The organism is Aureimonas sp. D3 (assembly GCF_001463805.1).
GTDB lineage: Bacteria > Pseudomonadota > Alphaproteobacteria > Rhizobiales > Rhizobiaceae > Aureimonas > Aureimonas ureilytica_A.
This window is the reverse complement of record NZ_BBWM01000027.1, coordinates 1-15,860: the sequence shown is the minus strand read 5'-3', so window position 1 is coordinate 15,860 and position 15,860 is coordinate 1. Positions and strand designations below refer to the sequence as shown.

Genomic DNA, 15,860 nt, shown 5'->3' with positions numbered 1-15,860 from the left:
GCATGGCGACAAAGGTCAAGGAAGGCGAGATGGCCGTCGAAGAGCGTCAGGAGACGCCTGACAGTCCTCTGCTCGACCTGTCGGACGATGCCGTCAAGAAGATGATCAAGGCCGCCAAGAAGCGCGGCTTTGTCAGCATGGACAAATTGAACTCCGTGCTGTCGGCGGAAGACGTCACGTCCGAGCAGATCGAAGACCTGATGGCCATGCTTAGCGACATGGGCATCAATGTCGTGGAAGACGAGGAAGGCGAGGAGACCGAGGAGAAGGAGGCCGAGGAAAGCGGCTCGACCGAACTCGCCGAGGTCAGCAACAACGCCGTCGCCACGACCACGCGCAAGGAATCCTCCGACCGTACCGACGATCCCGTGCGCATGTATCTGCGCGAGATGGGGTCCGTCGAGCTTCTGTCGCGCGAGGGCGAAATCGCCATCGCCAAGCGCATCGAGGCCGGCCGCGAGACGATGATCGCCGGCCTGTGCGAGAGCCCACTGACGTTCCAGGCCATCATCATCTGGCGCGAGGAGCTGAACGAAGGCAACATCATGTTGCGCGAGATCGTCGATCTCGAAGCGACCTATGCCGGCCCCGAAGCCAAGATGCCGACCGCCGCGCCGATGGAAGGCGCCGAGCCGGCGATCCCCGGCGCGCGCCCCGATGGCGAGATGAATCCGGGCGAGGAAGAGGACGACGAGGACGACCTCGAAAACTCGCTGTCGCTGGCGGCCATGGAAGCGGAAATCCGTCCGCAGGTCATGGAGACCTTCGACGCGATCGCCGAGAACTACAAGCGCCTGCGCAAGTTGCAGGATCAGCAGGTCGAGAACCGCTTGGCCGCGCAGGGCACCCTGTCGCAGAGCCAGGAGCGGTCCTACAACAAGCTGAAGGAAGACCTGATCACGGCGGTGAAGTCGCTGTCGCTCAACCAGAACCGAATCGACGCTCTGGTGGCGCAGCTCTACGACATCAACCGCCAGCTGGTCGGCAACGAAGGGCGTCTGCTACGCCTGGCGGAGTCGCACGGCGTCAAGCGCGAGGAGTTCCTGCGCAGCTATCAGGGCACCGAGCTCGACCCGAACTGGATCCAGTCCATCGCCAATCTCTCGGGCAAGGGCTGGCTAAAATTCGTCCAGAACGAGCGCGAGAACATCAAGACGCTGCGTCAGGACATCCAGAGCCTCGCCACCATGACGGGCCTCGAGATCACCGAGTTCCGCCGCATCGTGCACATGGTGCAGAAGGGCGAGCGCGAAGCGCGTCAGGCGAAGAAGGAAATGGTCGAGGCCAATCTGCGCCTCGTCATCTCCATCGCCAAGAAATACACGAACCGCGGCCTTCAGTTCCTTGATCTCATTCAGGAAGGCAATATCGGCCTGATGAAGGCGGTCGATAAGTTCGAGTATCGGCGCGGCTACAAGTTCTCGACCTATGCGACTTGGTGGATTCGTCAGGCCATCACGCGCTCGATCGCCGACCAGGCGCGCACGATCCGCATTCCCGTGCACATGATCGAGACGATCAACAAGATCGTGCGCACCTCGCGCCAGATGCTTCACGAGATCGGCCGCGAGCCGACGCCGGAAGAGCTGGCCGAGAAGCTGGCCATGCCGCTCGAAAAGGTCCGCAAGGTCCTCAAGATCGCCAAGGAGCCGATCTCGCTCGAAACCCCGGTGGGCGACGAGGAGGATTCGCATCTCGGCGACTTCATCGAGGACAAGAACGCCATCCTGCCGATCGACGCGGCCATTCAGGCCAATCTGCGCGAGACGACGACCCGCGTTCTGGCCTCGCTGACGCCGCGCGAGGAGCGCGTTCTGCGGATGCGCTTCGGCATCGGCATGAACACGGACCACACGCTGGAAGAAGTCGGCCAGCAGTTCTCGGTGACGCGTGAGCGCATTCGCCAGATTGAGGCCAAGGCTCTGCGCAAGCTCAAGCATCCGAGCCGCTCGCGCAAGCTGCGCAGCTTCCTCGACAGCTGAGAATGGGCTTCGCCCCTCCAAGACCCCACGCATTTGGAAAGGCGCCTTCGGGCGCCTTTCTTCGTTTCAGGGCGCTGCGCCCTGTGCCGCACGCGTCACGAGATGATCGTCAATGCGGGATGAATGAGAGATGAACGCCGTCTTCCTCTGGAGTTCATCTGCAAGGCACTAGAATTAAATCCAAAGCCGCCATCTGGCGGCTACCGGCTTAGGAGGTTGCCATGGTGTTTCGTCCCGTTCGTTCCGCGCTGATCGGCCTTGCTCTCGCAGGCGGTCTCTGGGCACCCGCTCAGGCCGCGCCTATCGATGCGATGGGGTCTGTGCAGACCGTTCAATATTACGAAGGCGGCGGCCCGCGCGAATGGCATGGGCGCCATCACCGGCCCGACCGCGACTGGCGCGAGGGCCGGGGCTGGCGGGAGGAGCGTCATGGTCGTCGCGATGGCATGTGCCGGCCGGGGCTTGCCCTCAACAAGGCTGCCCGCATGGGCGTTCGCGGCGCGGATATCGTTCGCATGACCCCGCGCAGCGTGACGGTCGCCGGCTTCAAGCGGGGCCATCCCGTCGCGATCCGCTTCGCTCAGGTGGGCGGTTGCCCCGTGATCGGGATGCGCTGATCTCACGATATGAGATCAAATGAAGGGGCGCCGCATCGTCGGCGCCCCTTTTTGCGTGGTCAGTTCCGCATTTCGTAGACGATGCGAATGTCGGCCCGCACGGCGTTCTCCCCGATCTCCACCGGCACGCGTGGGCTGGCCGGGGCTGCCGCGAGTTTCATCTCGGCAAAGGGCATGGGCGGGAAGGGCTCGCGCCGGATCGCCCCGTCCTGAATGAGAAGCACGCGCCCGAGCTTCAGGCCGGACGCCTCGGCGAGAGTTTCCGCGCGCGCTTTTGCGTCTGCGACGGCGAGACGCCGGGCCTCCTGCGTGGCGTCAGTGGGATCGTCGATCTCGAACTGGATGGAGCCGCCTTCGTTGACGCCGAGCGTCACAGCCTTGTCGAGAAGCGCCCCGAGCTTGGTGAGGTCGCGAACCTTGACCGAGAGTGTGTTGCGCACCTCGTAGCCGACGAGCTTGGGTGGGGCCTGGGGGCCGTCCTGTCGGTTGTCATACTGATATTGCGGCGAAATCTGGAACCCGGCCGTGCGCAGGTCGCGCTTCTCGACGCCGAATTCCGACATGGCCGACGAGACGTCCCCGATCGCCTTGTTGACGTCTGCGAGCGCTTCGGCGGCCGTGGGCGCGTTCCTCATGACCGTGAGCTGGGTAACGGCGAGATCGGGCGCGCGATAGACCGTGCCCTCGCCATCGACTTCGATCCGGGACGGAGGGGCGGGGGGCGGCTCCTGCGCCAGAAGGGGCGAGGCGGTGGCGAGAAGCGCCGTAAGAGCCAGAGGGGTGAGCGACAGACGAGGACGAACCAAGATCGATCTCCATGCGAATCGGAACGCAAGCCTGACGCGTGAATGCGGCCAGAGCGTGCCTCGCTCGCCTGCCACTCGAACGGTCGATCTCTTCGGGCTCCAACCTTCGAATAGCAAGCCGGGCGTGGAAATGCGGGGATCGCGGGCGCTTTGCCACTGACCTTACCCGGTCTTTCTCCTATCTGAGGCACGAAGGGCCGATCTGTTCGTTTCGGCCCGACTCATTTCAGGGATGCTCACATGAAGCGCTTGATCATGCTGGCGGCCACGGTCGCGATGCTGGCGACCTCGGCCTCGGCCGGCAGTCTCAAGGATATCGAAGCGGCCAAGCAGTTCCGCATCGGCACGGAAGGCACCTACGCGCCCTTCACCTATCATGACGCGTCCGGCGCGCTGGTCGGCTTCGATGTCGAGATCGGGCGGGCGGTGGCCAAGCGGCTCGGCGTCGAGCCTGTCTTCGTGGAAGGCAAGTGGGACGGGCTGATCGCGGGGCTCGCCGCCAACCGCTACGATGCTGTCATCAATCAGGTCGGCATCACGCCGGAGCGCCAAGCCCGCTTCGACTTTTCCGATCCTTATATCGTGTCGAAGGCCGTGCTGATCGTGAAGCAGGACGACGACGCCATCCGCTCCTTCGCCGATCTCAAGGGCAAACGCGCGGCGCAGTCATTGACCTCGAACTACGGCAAGCTTGCGGAAGCCGCGGGCGCGACGCTGGTCGGCACGGAAGGCTTCGACCAGTCGATCCAGCTGGTTCTGACCGGGCGCGCCGATGCGACGATCAACGACAATCTCTCCTTCCTCGACTTCAAGAAGCAGAAGCCCGACGCGCCGGTGAAGATCGCGGCGACTCAGGATGACGCCGCGGCCTCCGGCATCATCGTGCAGAAGGACAATCCGGACCTCGTCGCGGCGATCAACAAAGCCCTTGCCGAGATGAAGGCCGACGGCACCTACGAGGCCATCTCGCAAAAGTATTTTGGCGCCGACGTTTCGCGCTGAGCTGCGAAAGGGCGGACGCCTCGGTTTTCCGCCCTTTCGTTCCATAAGATGATCGACCATCAGGGGAGGCGGCCGAGCCGTCCCCGCATCGACGGGACCGACCGCCTTGCCGCCCTTCCTGCAACTCATGATCGAGTCCGCGCCCGCCCTGTTCTGGGGCGCGGTGCGGTTCACCATCCCGCTGGCGATCCTCTCCTTCGCCCTCGGTCTCGCTCTCGGCTTTCTGACGGCCGTGGTGCGCCTGTTCGCGCCCGCGCCGCTGGCGGCCATCGCGCGCTTCTATGTCTGGTTCATTCGCGGCACGCCGCTCCTCGTGCAGCTCTTCGTCATCTTCTATGGCCTGCCAAGCGCGGGAATCCTAATCGACGCCTTTCCAGCGGCCTTGATCGGCTTCTCGCTCAGCGTCGGGGCCTATACGTCGGAAATCATCCGCGCCGCGCTGTCCTCCATTCCCAAGGGGCAGTGGGAAGCAGCCTACTCGATCGGCATGACGCGGGGCCAAGCGCTGCGCCGCACGATCGTGCCCCAGGCCGTACGGGTTGCGCTGCCGCCGCTCTCCAACAGCTTCATCTCGCTGGTGAAGGACACCTCGCTCGCCGCAGCCATCACCGTGCCGGAAATGTTCCAGCAGGCGCAGCGCATCGTCGCCGTGACCTATGAGCCGCTGATCCTCTATATCGAGGCCGCGCTCTTCTATCTCGTTCTGTCGTCCGTCCTCTCAGCCTTGCAGGCGCGCCTGGAGCGGCGCTTCTCGGGCCATGGCGGCCATTGGGAGAGCCGCCCGTGATCCGCCTTCACGACATCGAAAAGAGCTTTTCGGGCAATCCCGTGCTGCGCAAGATCAGCCTCGACGTGCGACCCGGCGCGGTGACGGCCCTGATCGGTCCATCGGGCAGCGGCAAGAGCACGCTCCTGCGCTGCCTCAATCTTCTCGAGACACCCGATGCCGGCCAGCTCAAGTTCGACGATGTGACGCTGCGTTTTGCCAAAGGCCAAGCGCTCGACAAGGCGAAGGTGCTCACTGTCAGACGAATGACCGGCATGGTGTTCCAGAACTTCCAGCTGTTTCCGCATCGCACGGCCGTCGCCAACGTGATGGAAGGGCTAATCGTCGTGCAGAAATGGCCGACTGATAAGGCCCGAGCCCGGGCGCTGGCCCTGCTCGACAAGGTCGGGCTGGCGGATAAGGCCGAGGCCTGGCCACTGACCCTATCGGGCGGGCAGCAACAGCGCGTCGCCATCGCGCGCGCGCTCGCGGCCTCACCCAAGCTGCTGCTCTGCGACGAGCCGACCTCAGCGCTCGATCCCGAACTCGCCGCCGAAGTGGTGGACGTCCTGGCTGCGCTGGCCCGCGAGGGCACGACCATGCTGATCGCCACGCACGACCTGCGCCTTGCCAACCGCATGGCCCAGCATGTCGCCTTCCTGCAGGACGGCGTCGTCGTGGAAGAAGGTGCACCAGCCGATGTGTTCGGCGCACCGAAAGACGGGCGAACGATCCGGTTCGTGCGGACCTTGGGCGGTCATTCCACGGTCTGATCGTCGTCTAGGGCCGAAATGCAGCCCGGAAAGACCGGTGGGACGACGGACGGGCGTGAGGTGTCCGGCTTACACTACCATGGTTGACGAAAGGATCGATATCAGAATTTTATCAAGCTTAACGTGTGCAGTGTAGGGCAAATATTTCCAATGCCGTAAGCATAGCGGCATTCGCTCAATTTACCCAATCGGCTTTTCATTCGTGTGAAAGAGCTTGAGGATGATGGTTCAGGACACGAAACCAACTGGTTTGGTTGCCCTTAGAACCATGATGTAGGTCTTTTCCTGCGTCAGTCGACTCGAGACCTTGTCCCATGCGCCGAACTGTTATCGCTTTTCTTCTTCAAGCCGCGCTTCTTTCGGGAGCTGGCGCGCAGACCCTCGGCCTAGCGATGCCGCGGACGGACGATGCTTTTCGCGCGACGATCGCTCAGGGCGTCCGAAAGGCGACCGCCGACGCCGGTCTGCAACTCGACGTCAGCGATGCGCAGAACGACTCCAAGCTTCAAATCGAGAATGCGAAACGGCAGATCAAGGACGGTGTCTCCGCGCTGATCGTGCTGGGTCTCGACGGCGACGCCGAGATGGAGATCCGTGCCGCCGCTGCTGAAGCGCGAATCCCGCTCGTCTTCGTCAATCACGAGCCGCATCATGATCTGCTGGACGGGCGCACCGTTTATGTCGGCTCGGAAGAAAGGGTCGCCGGAACGCTGCAAGGGCAGGAGGTCTGCCGGGTGCTGGGTGGCAAGGGGACGGCGGTCATCATGATCGGTGAACTGACCCATCCCGCAGCGAAGGCTCGAACCCGCTATGTTCGCGAAGTTCTCTCGACGCCCGAATGCAGTGGCATCGAGATTCAGGAGGAGCAAAGCGCGAATTGGGATACGGGCGAGGGCGAAGCCCTGATGCAGCTCTTTCTGGAGGGAGGGCTCAAGCCGGATGCGGTGATCTCCAACAACGATGCCATGGCTCTGGGCGCGGTCAACGCTCTCAAGAAGGCCAAACAGAAGGCTTTCGTCATCGGCGTCGATGCCATCGACCCGGCGCTGGACGCGCTCGTCAAGAAGGAACTCGACGCCACCGTGCTTCAGGACGGACCGGCGCAGGGGGCTCTCGCAGTGGATTTGGCGCGGCGCATGATGGCGGGTGAGACCGTCCCTCCGTTGAACTGGATCCCCTTCAAGCTTGTGCTGCCGGCGGACGCTCCCGCCCTGATCGCTCAGCGCGCTGGCCACTGATCCTCCCATTTTCGGAACCGCCCCCATGCGTATCAGCACCCGCCTCATCGGCTCTTTCGGCGCCGTTCTTCTTCTGACAGCCGCCACCGGCACGCTCGGCATTCGCTCGCTTTCGCAGGGAAGCGATCGGATGGGAGCCTTCGTGAATGGGCCCTTCGAGCGGAGCGCCAAGCTTGCGACGCTGCGAAACACGATCGCCGAGGCCCAGCAGATCGCCAGCAACACGATCGTCTCGAACGTCGACACTGAACTGAGCAATGGCCGCGCGCGCTATGACGAAACGTTTCGCCTTATCGGAACCAAGATCGACGAGTTTTCTCGCGCGGGTTCCACGATCCCGGCGGCGGAGATCGATGAGTTGAAGAACAAGATGACGCGCTTTGACGAGCAGGCGCGTCAGGCTATCGACCTGGCCGTACGCAACGACTCCATCCGAGCCGGCGAGCTGGATCGCGATACAGTTCGGCCGCTGGGCGGACGTCTCGAGCTCTCGATCGGCTCGCTGCGCGACGAACTCGTGCTTCTGGATGGTCCCGAAGCCGCGATCACCGTGGCGGGGCAGCTTCGTGCCGAAGTTCCCACCTTGCGCCGCATCTACATTCGCGCCCTGTCGGAAACCGATGCCAAGGAACTCGATCGCCTCGGGGCGAAGGCCAAGGCGATCACCGAGCGGATCGATCAGAAGTTCGCTCGTATCCGGAAGGCGTTGGATATCGCAAAGCTTCAGCCCCCGGCTTTTCCGCGCGCGCTGGACCTTTGGACGAAATTGCAGGAACCGGGGGCCAAACTCGTTTCCTACGGCATGTCCAATTCGACGTACAAGGCAGGTCAGATCCTGCGGACGGAGATCACACCGCTCTTCTCGCAGATCCAGGCCGATCTGAACCGCTTCAAAGCGGTCGAATATCAGGCTGCGCAGGATGTGGTCGCGAGCGACGCGAGAGCTTTCGAAGAAACCCGGCTTCTGCTGCTGGGATTTGGGGCCGTCGCGGTGCTGGTCGGCATTCTGGCCGCAGCCTGGATGGTTCGCTCCATGTCGCGTGGCCTGCGACGCTCGCTGGTCATGGCGGAAACGATCGGCTCGGGAGATCTGACGGCGCAAGCCGATATACAGCAACGTGATGAGTTCGGCCAGTTGCAGACGGCCCTGGGTACGATGACGCAGCGTCTGCGCGAGATCATCGGCGATGTCGCCCGTTCGGCCTCGAAAGTGACGGCGGGCTCTGCCCAATCCTCGTCCGCGGCCGAGCAATTATCGTCTGGCGCGGTGCAGCAGGCCGCAGCGTCCGAAGAGGCATCGGCGGCTATCGAGGAAATGGCGGCCAATATCCGCCAGAATGCGGAGAACGCCGGAACGACGGAGGCGATCGCATCCAAGGCGACCGGCGAAGCCGCCCGGACCGGCGAGGCCGTGTCGCGCTCGGTCGAGGCCATGCGGATCATCGCGGATCGTATCGCGGTGGTGCAGGAAATCGCTCGCCAGACCGACCTTCTGGCCCTGAACGCTGCCATCGAGGCTGCTCGCGCCGGGCAGCACGGAAAAGGTTTCGCGGTGGTCGCCTCGGAAGTCCGCAAGCTCGCGGAGCGTTCGCAGACCGCCGCCTCCGAGATCAGCACGCTGTCCGTCGATACGCTTCATGTGTCGGAAGAAGCGGGGCAGATGCTGGAGCGCCTGGTACCCGATATCCGGCGCACCTCGGAACTGGTCAGCGAAATTTCCGCTGCCTGCCGCGAACAGTCTGTTGGCATCGAGCAGATCAATCAGGCGATCATCCAGCTCGATCAGGTGACCCAAAGCAATTCCGGGGCGGCGACGCAGCTGGCGGCAACGGCCGAGCATCTCTCGGCCGAAGCGCGACATCTCGAAGAACGGGCGGGCTTCTTCAAGCTGGGCTCCGGCGGCGCAGCCGACACGGAACGGGGTACTCGAGCTGCGTCCAGCGCCGCCGAATCGCCCCGGAGCCAGCCGGCTCCCAAAGCGAGCGCACCGAGCCCCAAGGTGGTTCCTATGCCGGCCGAACCTACGCGCTCCAGCCGAGCGGCCAAGTCCGGGCTGGACATCGACCTCGACGGCGATTTCGAGCGCCTGAGCGCCTGACGACATCGAACGGTGTGGCGCGCCGCCTGACGAGAAACCGATGCGAGACGGAAAAGGGGAGGGGCGTCGGGCTGCTCCCCTTTCGTGTTTCAACGCCCGAATGCATCGCGGCTTCTCTGCGAACCCGCTCTCCGGGGGATCGGAGACCCTGGAAACGCGGGTGACGCGTCGTGGCAGATCGCAGCGCGCGCAGCCAAGGCTTCACCCCGGCCTTCGAGCCGTTTCGGTCCAAAGCCGATCCCATCGAAGACGCGGACTTTATGGCCGAAAAGCCCGTAAGAGCCACCTAGGAACACCTTCGGTCGACGGCTTCAGGCGCTCTCACGGGGGTGGCTCTAGGCAGCACCGACCACCGATTGCGACATGATTTTTCCGTATCCTATCCGCAGAGCCTGTCAGCGGACGTGCGCGGCACGCCGTTCGGTTTCTATTTATCAAGAACTCGTGATGCAAAATGGGTCGCGGCCACACATCGAGAAGGCCGTCTGCAAGCGTCGCACGCAGGCCATCGGAAGCCCGCCGTCGGGCTGACGTTCCGTGCGAAGGCAGGTCAGCCGCGTGTGCTCGGGCGGCTGGCGAGAATGCGCGTCGAGAGCGCGTTCGTCCGTTATCGGACGGGGCAAGTTCGGCGTGGGGAACCGTCAACCCTGCGATCCCGGCTATGTCGAAGGCTGGGTGGAGACCTGTGTCATGAAGCCGATTGCTGTTATCGGGGCCGGCCTTGCCGGCCTCACCGCCGCGGCGGAACTGAAGCGCCAAGGTTTGCCGGTGATCGTGTTCGAAGCCGGAAAGGCTATCGGTGGTCTGGCGGCCTCGTTCAAGGACAAGGACGGCTTTTCCTACGACTTCGGCGCGCATTTCATCAGCAACCGTCTGGCCGGCGCCTTGGGCGCGGCCGAGACTTGCCGCACCGTGAAGCATTACGGCGAGGCGGTGCTTCTGGATGGCCGATATCGCAACTATCCGCTCGGTCTCTTGTTCGACCCCCAACTCGTCGCCAGTGCGGTGAAGGCCAAGCTGAACCCCGCCGGCACGAGCGAAACGGCGGCGGAGTTCTTCCGCGCGAGCTACGGCTCGGCGCTGGCCGAAAAGGTCGCCATTCCCTTGGCTGAAGCCTGGTCGGGAGCGGCCGCGAACCAACTGGCGCCGTCCGTCGGGCAGAAGTTCGGCGCCGGTATCGTCAAGTCGATCTATCTCAATGTGGCCTCCCGCGTTACCGGCCGCGCCGTCTGCAACGGCTACTCGCACGAGATGCCCGAGAGCGCCCGGGTCTATCACGTCTATCCCGAAGCGGGCCTCGGCAAGCTTCTGGAGCCGGCTGTGAAGGCGGTACAATCCTGCATCCATATGGAATCTCCTGTCGAGCGTGTGATCGTTCGTAATGGTCGTATTGATGCGGTGCGTGTGAAAGGTGAGGAGATTTCTGTATCGGCGGCCATCAGTACGGCGCCGGTCAACGTGCTGCCCAAGATCATCGAAGGCACGGACGCGCTGAATTATCTGGCGGCCTTCCGCTACCGTCCGATGGTCTTCGTCAATCTGCGCTTTGCCGGACGCCATATCCTGCCCGATACGATGCTCTGGGTGCCCGATCGCACACAGCGCTTCTTCCGCGTGACGGAAGCGCCGGTGTCGATGCCCTGGCTCGCGCCGGACGGTAAGACGCTTCTGACCTATGACCTCGGTTGCGAGGTTGGCGACGACATCTGGCGGATGTCGGAGGAGGATCTGGCCGACCTCTGCCTCGAAGGCAGTTGCCGCATCTTCGGCGATGCATTGCGCAAGGACTATCTCGGCCCCGGCGGGACGCTGCGCACGCCGATCGCCTATCCCGTTTTCATGTCGAGCTACGAGGCGGATCGCAAACGTTTTGCCGAAAGCACCGGCGTCGAGGGTCTCTACAGCATCGGACGCCATGGCGAATTCGCCCATATCCTTATGGAGGACATCTACTGGCGGACGTTGCGGCGGATGCGCGATGTCGCGAACTATGTGAGGTCGGGCGGGCCTCGCGGGGAGAAAGTGGAGCCTGCGACCGAAGCCGACACCGCGATGGGTCTGCGATCAGTCCTCAGTAGAGCTGTGACAGGCTGACGCACACTGCTTTTTGAGGACCCGACGGGGCCGATAAAGCGACACCGCCTCTTTCACCGGGGAGAGTGGCGCATTATGCCGAGCGCGAACGGGGCGGATGGACATGGATCGATGATCGGCCGCGTGTCCCTGCCTGACAGCGACGGAGAATATCACCTCATGCCACAGGCGGCTGTCGCAGTGTCGGTCTCGCAAGCGTGACCCATCCGCTGGGTTTCCTGGACGGGGGCGGGGAAGCCTCCCGCATGATCCGGGAGCGGGACTGGACGAACCATGTGCTGGGTCCGCCCGAGACGTGGCCGGGAGAGCTTCGCTCGGCGCTCAGCCTCGTGCTCAACTCGCCGGAATCCATGATCCTGTGCTGGGGACCGGAGCTTACCTTCTTCTTCAACGAAACCTATTTTCCGCTTCTGGGTCCGCGTCTCAGCTGGGCCATGGGCGAGCGGCTGGATGTCGTCTGGGCCGATGCCTGGGCGCAGGCCAAGCCTATCGTGGAGGCGGCCTTCGAGGGCAAGAGGCAGCGTTTCGTCGATCTGCCCTGGACGCTGGATACGGATCGCGGCGCGCGCGATACGTGGTGGACTTTCTCCTATTCCCGCATTCTGGGCGCGGAGGGAGGGATCGCCGGTCTCTTCATTTTCACGAACGAGACCACCGATCGCGTTTTGAGTGATGCGGCCCTGCGTGAAAGCGAGGCGCAGTTCCGCGCCTTTTCCGAAGCAACGCCCAACCATGTCTGGGCGGCCCGTCCCAATGGCCATCTCGACTGGTTCAACCGGCAGCTTCTCACCTATGCGGGTTTGCCGGCAGAGCGTCTGACTGGTTTCATGCAATGGGGCCGGATCGTCCATCCCGATGATTTCGCGCCCGCATCCGAACGCTGGGCCGAAGCCTTGCGCTCGGGCGGGACCTACGATGCGGAGTTTCGCATTCGCCGCTTCGACGGCAGCTTCCGCTGGTTTCTCGTTCGGGCCGAGCCGGTGCGCGCCGAAGACGGCACGATCCTGCGATGGGTCGGCACCAGCACGGATATCGACGAGCGCCGGCGGCACGCGGCCGCCCTCGAACAGTTCACCGTGCGACTGGAAGAGCAGGTGCGCGAGCGCACGGCCGATCGCAATGCGCTCTGGCAGCTGACGCCCGATCTCATGCTGCGCTGTTCGTTCGAGGGCGTGGTAACGGCGACGAATCCGGCCTGGCTCGCGGTGCTCGGTTGGGACGAAGCGGAACTTCTGGGAGCCAGCCTTCTCGATCTCGTTCATCCCGACGACCATGAGCGCACGCTGGAGGGGATGGGCGAACTCGCCGATGGCCGAGGCCATCCGCGGTTCGACAATCGATATCTCTGCAAGAGCGGCGCCTATCGCTGGATCAGCTGGTCCACGCGGCCCGGCCATGGGGCGATCAACGCCATCGGCCGGGATATCACGCTGGAAAAGGAGCGCGCCGAGGCTCTGGCCAAGGCGGAGGAAGCGCTACATCAAAGCCAGAAGATGGAGGCCGTCGGGCAGCTCACGGGCGGGCTGGCGCATGACTTCAACAATCTTCTAGCGGGCATATCCGGCAGTCTGGAGTTGATCCAGACGCGCATCCATCAAGGCCGGACAGGCGAGGTCGACCGCTATCTCTCCACTGCCCAGGCCGCGACCAAACGCGCGAGCGCACTGACGCATCGCCTGCTCGCCTTTTCCCGCCGCCAGACGCTCGATCCCAAGGCGACCAACGTCAACGCGCTCGTCCTGGGGATGGAAGACCTCGTGCGCCGCACCATCGGCCCGGAGATCACCTTGCGCATTCAGCTGGCGGATGGCGGTTGGCTGGTGCGGGTCGATCCCAACCAGTTGGAAAACGCACTTCTGAACCTCTGCATCAATGCGCGCGATGCCATGCCGGATGGCGGTTGCCTGACCATCGCGACGGCGCATGAAAGCTTCGACGAGGCGATGGCGCGCGAGCGCGATCTGCCGGCCGGCGACTACTTGAGCCTGATCGTCTCGGACACGGGGACAGGCATGGCGCCGGACGTTCTGGCTCGCGCCATGGAGCCGTTCTTCACCACCAAGCCCATCGGGGTCGGTACGGGTCTCGGCCTTTCGATGATCTACGGCTTCGTGCGCCAATCCGGCGGACAGGTCCAGATGCGCTCCGGGCCGGGGGCGGGAACCTGCGCGACGCTGTATCTTCCGCGCGACGAGGGCGAGGAGGTTCAGCTCGCCGAGCCACGAGCCGACGAGCCCGTCACGCCCGCGCAGGAGGGGCAGTGCGTGCTGGTGGTCGATGATGAGGCCTTCGTGCGGATGCTCATCGTGGACGTTCTCGAAGACCTCGGCTATCGCGCGTTGGAAGCCGAGGACGGGCCATCGGCCCTCGCCATCCTGGCCACGGACGCGCGCATCGACCTTCTCGTGACCGATGTGGGCCTGCCCAATGGCATGAACGGCCGACAGCTGGCCGAGGCCGCGCGTGAGTTGCGAAAGGCGCTCAAGGTTCTGTTCGTGACAGGCTATGCCGAGACAGCGGTTCTGAACGCGGATCATCTCGGCGATGACACCCGTGTCGTCACCAAGCCCTTCGCCCTGGCCGATCTGACCCGGAAAATCTCGATGCTCGTATCGGGAGCGTGACGGGGATGATGGGGCAAGGCGCAGCGCGCGTGCCTCGCATCGACAGGCCGAAACGTCCCGCAGCCGCCTAGCTGAAGAGGGATGGGAAAGCGGCGGGTTAGGCCATGGCTAACGCATTGGCTAACGTAATGGTCAACAGTTGCTCAAGAGCCTGTAGGTAAGGGGATTGGTGGGCCCGGCAGGACACTGCCAAAGGGCACCGGAAGCCATTGTTCGCGAACCGCTTTCCGGTTTCGCACGTCGTCGCCCCCGCTGTTGAGGCCCACGTTGTGTACGGACGGGATCGCCCGGCTGTCAACAATTCGGCGCGGCACTCGGCCGCCGCCGGCGAAGCCGACGTAAGGACTGGCGGCATCGGGCCACCCCCGCCAGTCCTTGCGGCGGCAGGGTGCCAGGCGGCAGTTTCAGACGCCCGCCAGACTGCGCTTGCCCCTGCCGCGATCGGCGAACCGCGAGGCGAGGATTCCGACCGACGCTCCGGGCTCTGCGGACACGGCGGTGAGGAGGCGTCGGCCGCGGGCGCGCCAGTCGGTGAGGCAGCGACAGGGGTCGCGGTCGGCGTCTAGGAAGAGGCGCCGCCATGCCGACAGGTCGTCGGCGAGCGTCACGAAAACCGCCTGGAGGTCATCGTCGCGCGCCACGGTGAGGTCGCGACCGAGGGTGCTGCACCATAGCTCCCCGGACTGCCGGACGCGGCGCCACGGTCGGCCTGACGTAGTGGCCGCCGCTTCACTTGCCGCAGCCGTCCACGCGGACAGCCGATCGTCGTATGTGACCCACTCGGGGGCGGCCCGACCGGCGGCGCGTTCGCGGACGTAGCGGCGCAGGGCGCGGGCCTCGCGGCGGAATGCGAGGGCGGCGGTCGCGCCGGTTACGAGAGCCGTCGCTCGAAGTCGTCGGCCGAGGCTGGGGCCGGGTCGGTCGGCTGCGCGATGATGGTCGCCGCGTCCGGATTGCGGTCGAGTTCGTGGAATCCGAACTTGCGGAACTCGTGGAGGGACGCAACCACCTCCTCGCGGTCGGCCTTCACGAGGTCCGCGCGCTGGTCGTCGTCAAGGAACGAGGCGACGAAGGCCCGGAGCGGCGGGTCAAGCCTGCGCAACGCGGCCACGTCCCCGGCCGCTGCCGCAAGGAGGAAGTCGGCCTCGCGGGTCTCGGCCTTCACCGCGCGCAGTTTCGTTTCTGTGCTCGCAACGGACCCCGCCTTGGCCGCCCAGGCTGCGGCGAGTTCGGGCGTCGGCTGGTATCCGGCGAGGGTCACGCCCTGCCGCTGGCACTCAAGCCAGAGGCGAGCCTGCACCTCCGGGGGCCACGGGCCGTCCAACTCCAAGCGGCCAGACCAGTCCTCGGCCGCCTTGGCCGCGAGCGCGCGCAGCGCGGCATCGGAGACGGGGCCGTGGAGATCGACGTGGTCGCCCTGGTCGAGCAACCTGCTTCGGCCGCCGAGGCCGACCCGCACGCCGGCCGGGGATTCCGACACGTCGGAGAAACCGCGACGGCGCCAGCGGTCGGCGAGGGTGATGGCCTCCTCCTCGGGCATGGCGGACTTCCGGCGGCCCTTGCCCGGCTTCCCCGCCGCTGCGGTGCGCTCGATCCTGTCGACGCCGTAGCCCGTCGATTCGCTGATGGCCTCGGCGAGGGCAGCGGCGGACGCGCTGCGCGGTCCCCACATGCTGACGGTGCCGCTCTCGTCGTCGGATTCTACCCAGGCGCCGTCGCGCGTGAGGACGCGCGTGCGGCGCGGGTCCTTGGCGTCCACGAGGTAGAGAGCGTCGCGGAAGGGCGTGAAGTCCCCGTCCGGGAAGCGGTCGGCCAACAGGCCGAGCTTGTAGTCCTGCTGACGCTCGGGGCGCTCCTTTC

General features: G+C 64.7%; 11 protein-coding genes and 1 pseudogene. 9 read left to right on the top strand and 3 right to left on the bottom strand.

Translation table 11 applies throughout. The features are described from left to right. The first annotated feature begins 2 nt into the window (after positions 1–2). Positions 3–1,982 (top strand): RNA polymerase sigma factor RpoD, encoded by a 1,980-nt coding sequence (gene rpoD / locus AUL36_RS06800; RefSeq protein WP_058633928.1) that lies wholly within the window; start codon positions 3–5, stop codon positions 1,980–1,982. A 221-nt stretch (positions 1,983–2,203) separates the two neighbouring features. Further along, positions 2,204–2,599 (top strand): hypothetical protein, encoded by a 396-nt coding sequence (locus AUL36_RS06795; RefSeq protein WP_062219218.1) that lies wholly within the window; start codon positions 2,204–2,206, stop codon positions 2,597–2,599. Positions 2,600–2,658: 59 nt separating this feature from the next. On the opposite strand, the gene AUL36_RS06790 is transcribed toward AUL36_RS06795, so the two are convergent. Further along, complete coding sequence (locus AUL36_RS06790; protein ID WP_082655672.1) at positions 2,659–3,405, bottom strand: SIMPL domain-containing protein; 747 nt, start codon at positions 3,403–3,405, stop codon at positions 2,659–2,661. Between the two features lie 240 nt (positions 3,406–3,645). On the opposite strand from AUL36_RS06790, the gene AUL36_RS06785 reads away from it, so the two are divergent. The 7 genes from AUL36_RS06785 to AUL36_RS06755 all read left to right on the top strand — a co-directional run bounded on the left by AUL36_RS06785 (position 3,646) and on the right by AUL36_RS06755 (position 14,000). Then, positions 3,646–4,407, top strand: coding sequence for an amino acid ABC transporter substrate-binding protein (locus AUL36_RS06785; RefSeq protein ID WP_062219216.1), 762 nt, complete (start codon positions 3,646–3,648; stop codon positions 4,405–4,407). A gap of 106 nt (positions 4,408–4,513) precedes the next feature. Beyond that, entirely contained in the window at positions 4,514–5,194 is a 681-nt protein-coding gene (locus tag AUL36_RS06780) for an ABC transporter permease subunit (protein WP_062219214.1), read from the top strand. Continuing rightward, on the top strand, positions 5,191–5,946 hold the full coding sequence (locus AUL36_RS06775) for an amino acid ABC transporter ATP-binding protein (protein WP_062219212.1): 756 nt from the start codon (positions 5,191–5,193) through the stop codon (positions 5,944–5,946). Before AUL36_RS06780 ends, AUL36_RS06775 begins: the two co-directional genes overlap by 4 nt. 314 nt (positions 5,947–6,260) lie before the next feature. Beyond that, positions 6,261–7,184: a substrate-binding domain-containing protein gene (locus tag AUL36_RS06770; protein ID WP_062219210.1), complete on the top strand. Its 924-nt coding sequence runs from the start codon at positions 6,261–6,263 to the stop codon at positions 7,182–7,184. 25 nt (positions 7,185–7,209) lie between these two features. Next, on the top strand, positions 7,210–9,282 hold the full coding sequence (locus AUL36_RS24560; RefSeq protein ID WP_062219208.1) for a HAMP domain-containing methyl-accepting chemotaxis protein: 2,073 nt from the start codon (positions 7,210–7,212) through the stop codon (positions 9,280–9,282). A 690-nt stretch (positions 9,283–9,972) separates the two neighbouring features. Continuing rightward, a complete protein-coding gene (locus tag AUL36_RS06760) occupies positions 9,973–11,376 on the top strand; it encodes a protoporphyrinogen/coproporphyrinogen oxidase (protein ID WP_062219206.1) in 1,404 nt (467 codons plus the stop codon). 197 nt (positions 11,377–11,573) lie between these two features. Further along, positions 11,574–14,000, top strand: coding sequence for a PAS domain S-box protein (locus tag AUL36_RS06755; protein WP_374700743.1), 2,427 nt, complete (start codon positions 11,574–11,576; stop codon positions 13,998–14,000). Between the two features lie 404 nt (positions 14,001–14,404). Here the strand turns inward: AUL36_RS06755 and AUL36_RS06750 are convergent, their stop codons facing one another. Beyond that, positions 14,405–14,641 carry a hypothetical protein gene (locus AUL36_RS06750; protein WP_062219202.1) on the bottom strand — a complete coding sequence of 79 codons (237 nt, stop codon included), beginning with the start codon at positions 14,639–14,641 and terminating at the stop codon, positions 14,405–14,407. A gap of 230 nt (positions 14,642–14,871) precedes the next feature. After that, positions 14,872–15,860, bottom strand: a pseudogene (locus AUL36_RS24190) (LPD7 domain-containing protein); the annotation flags it as partial.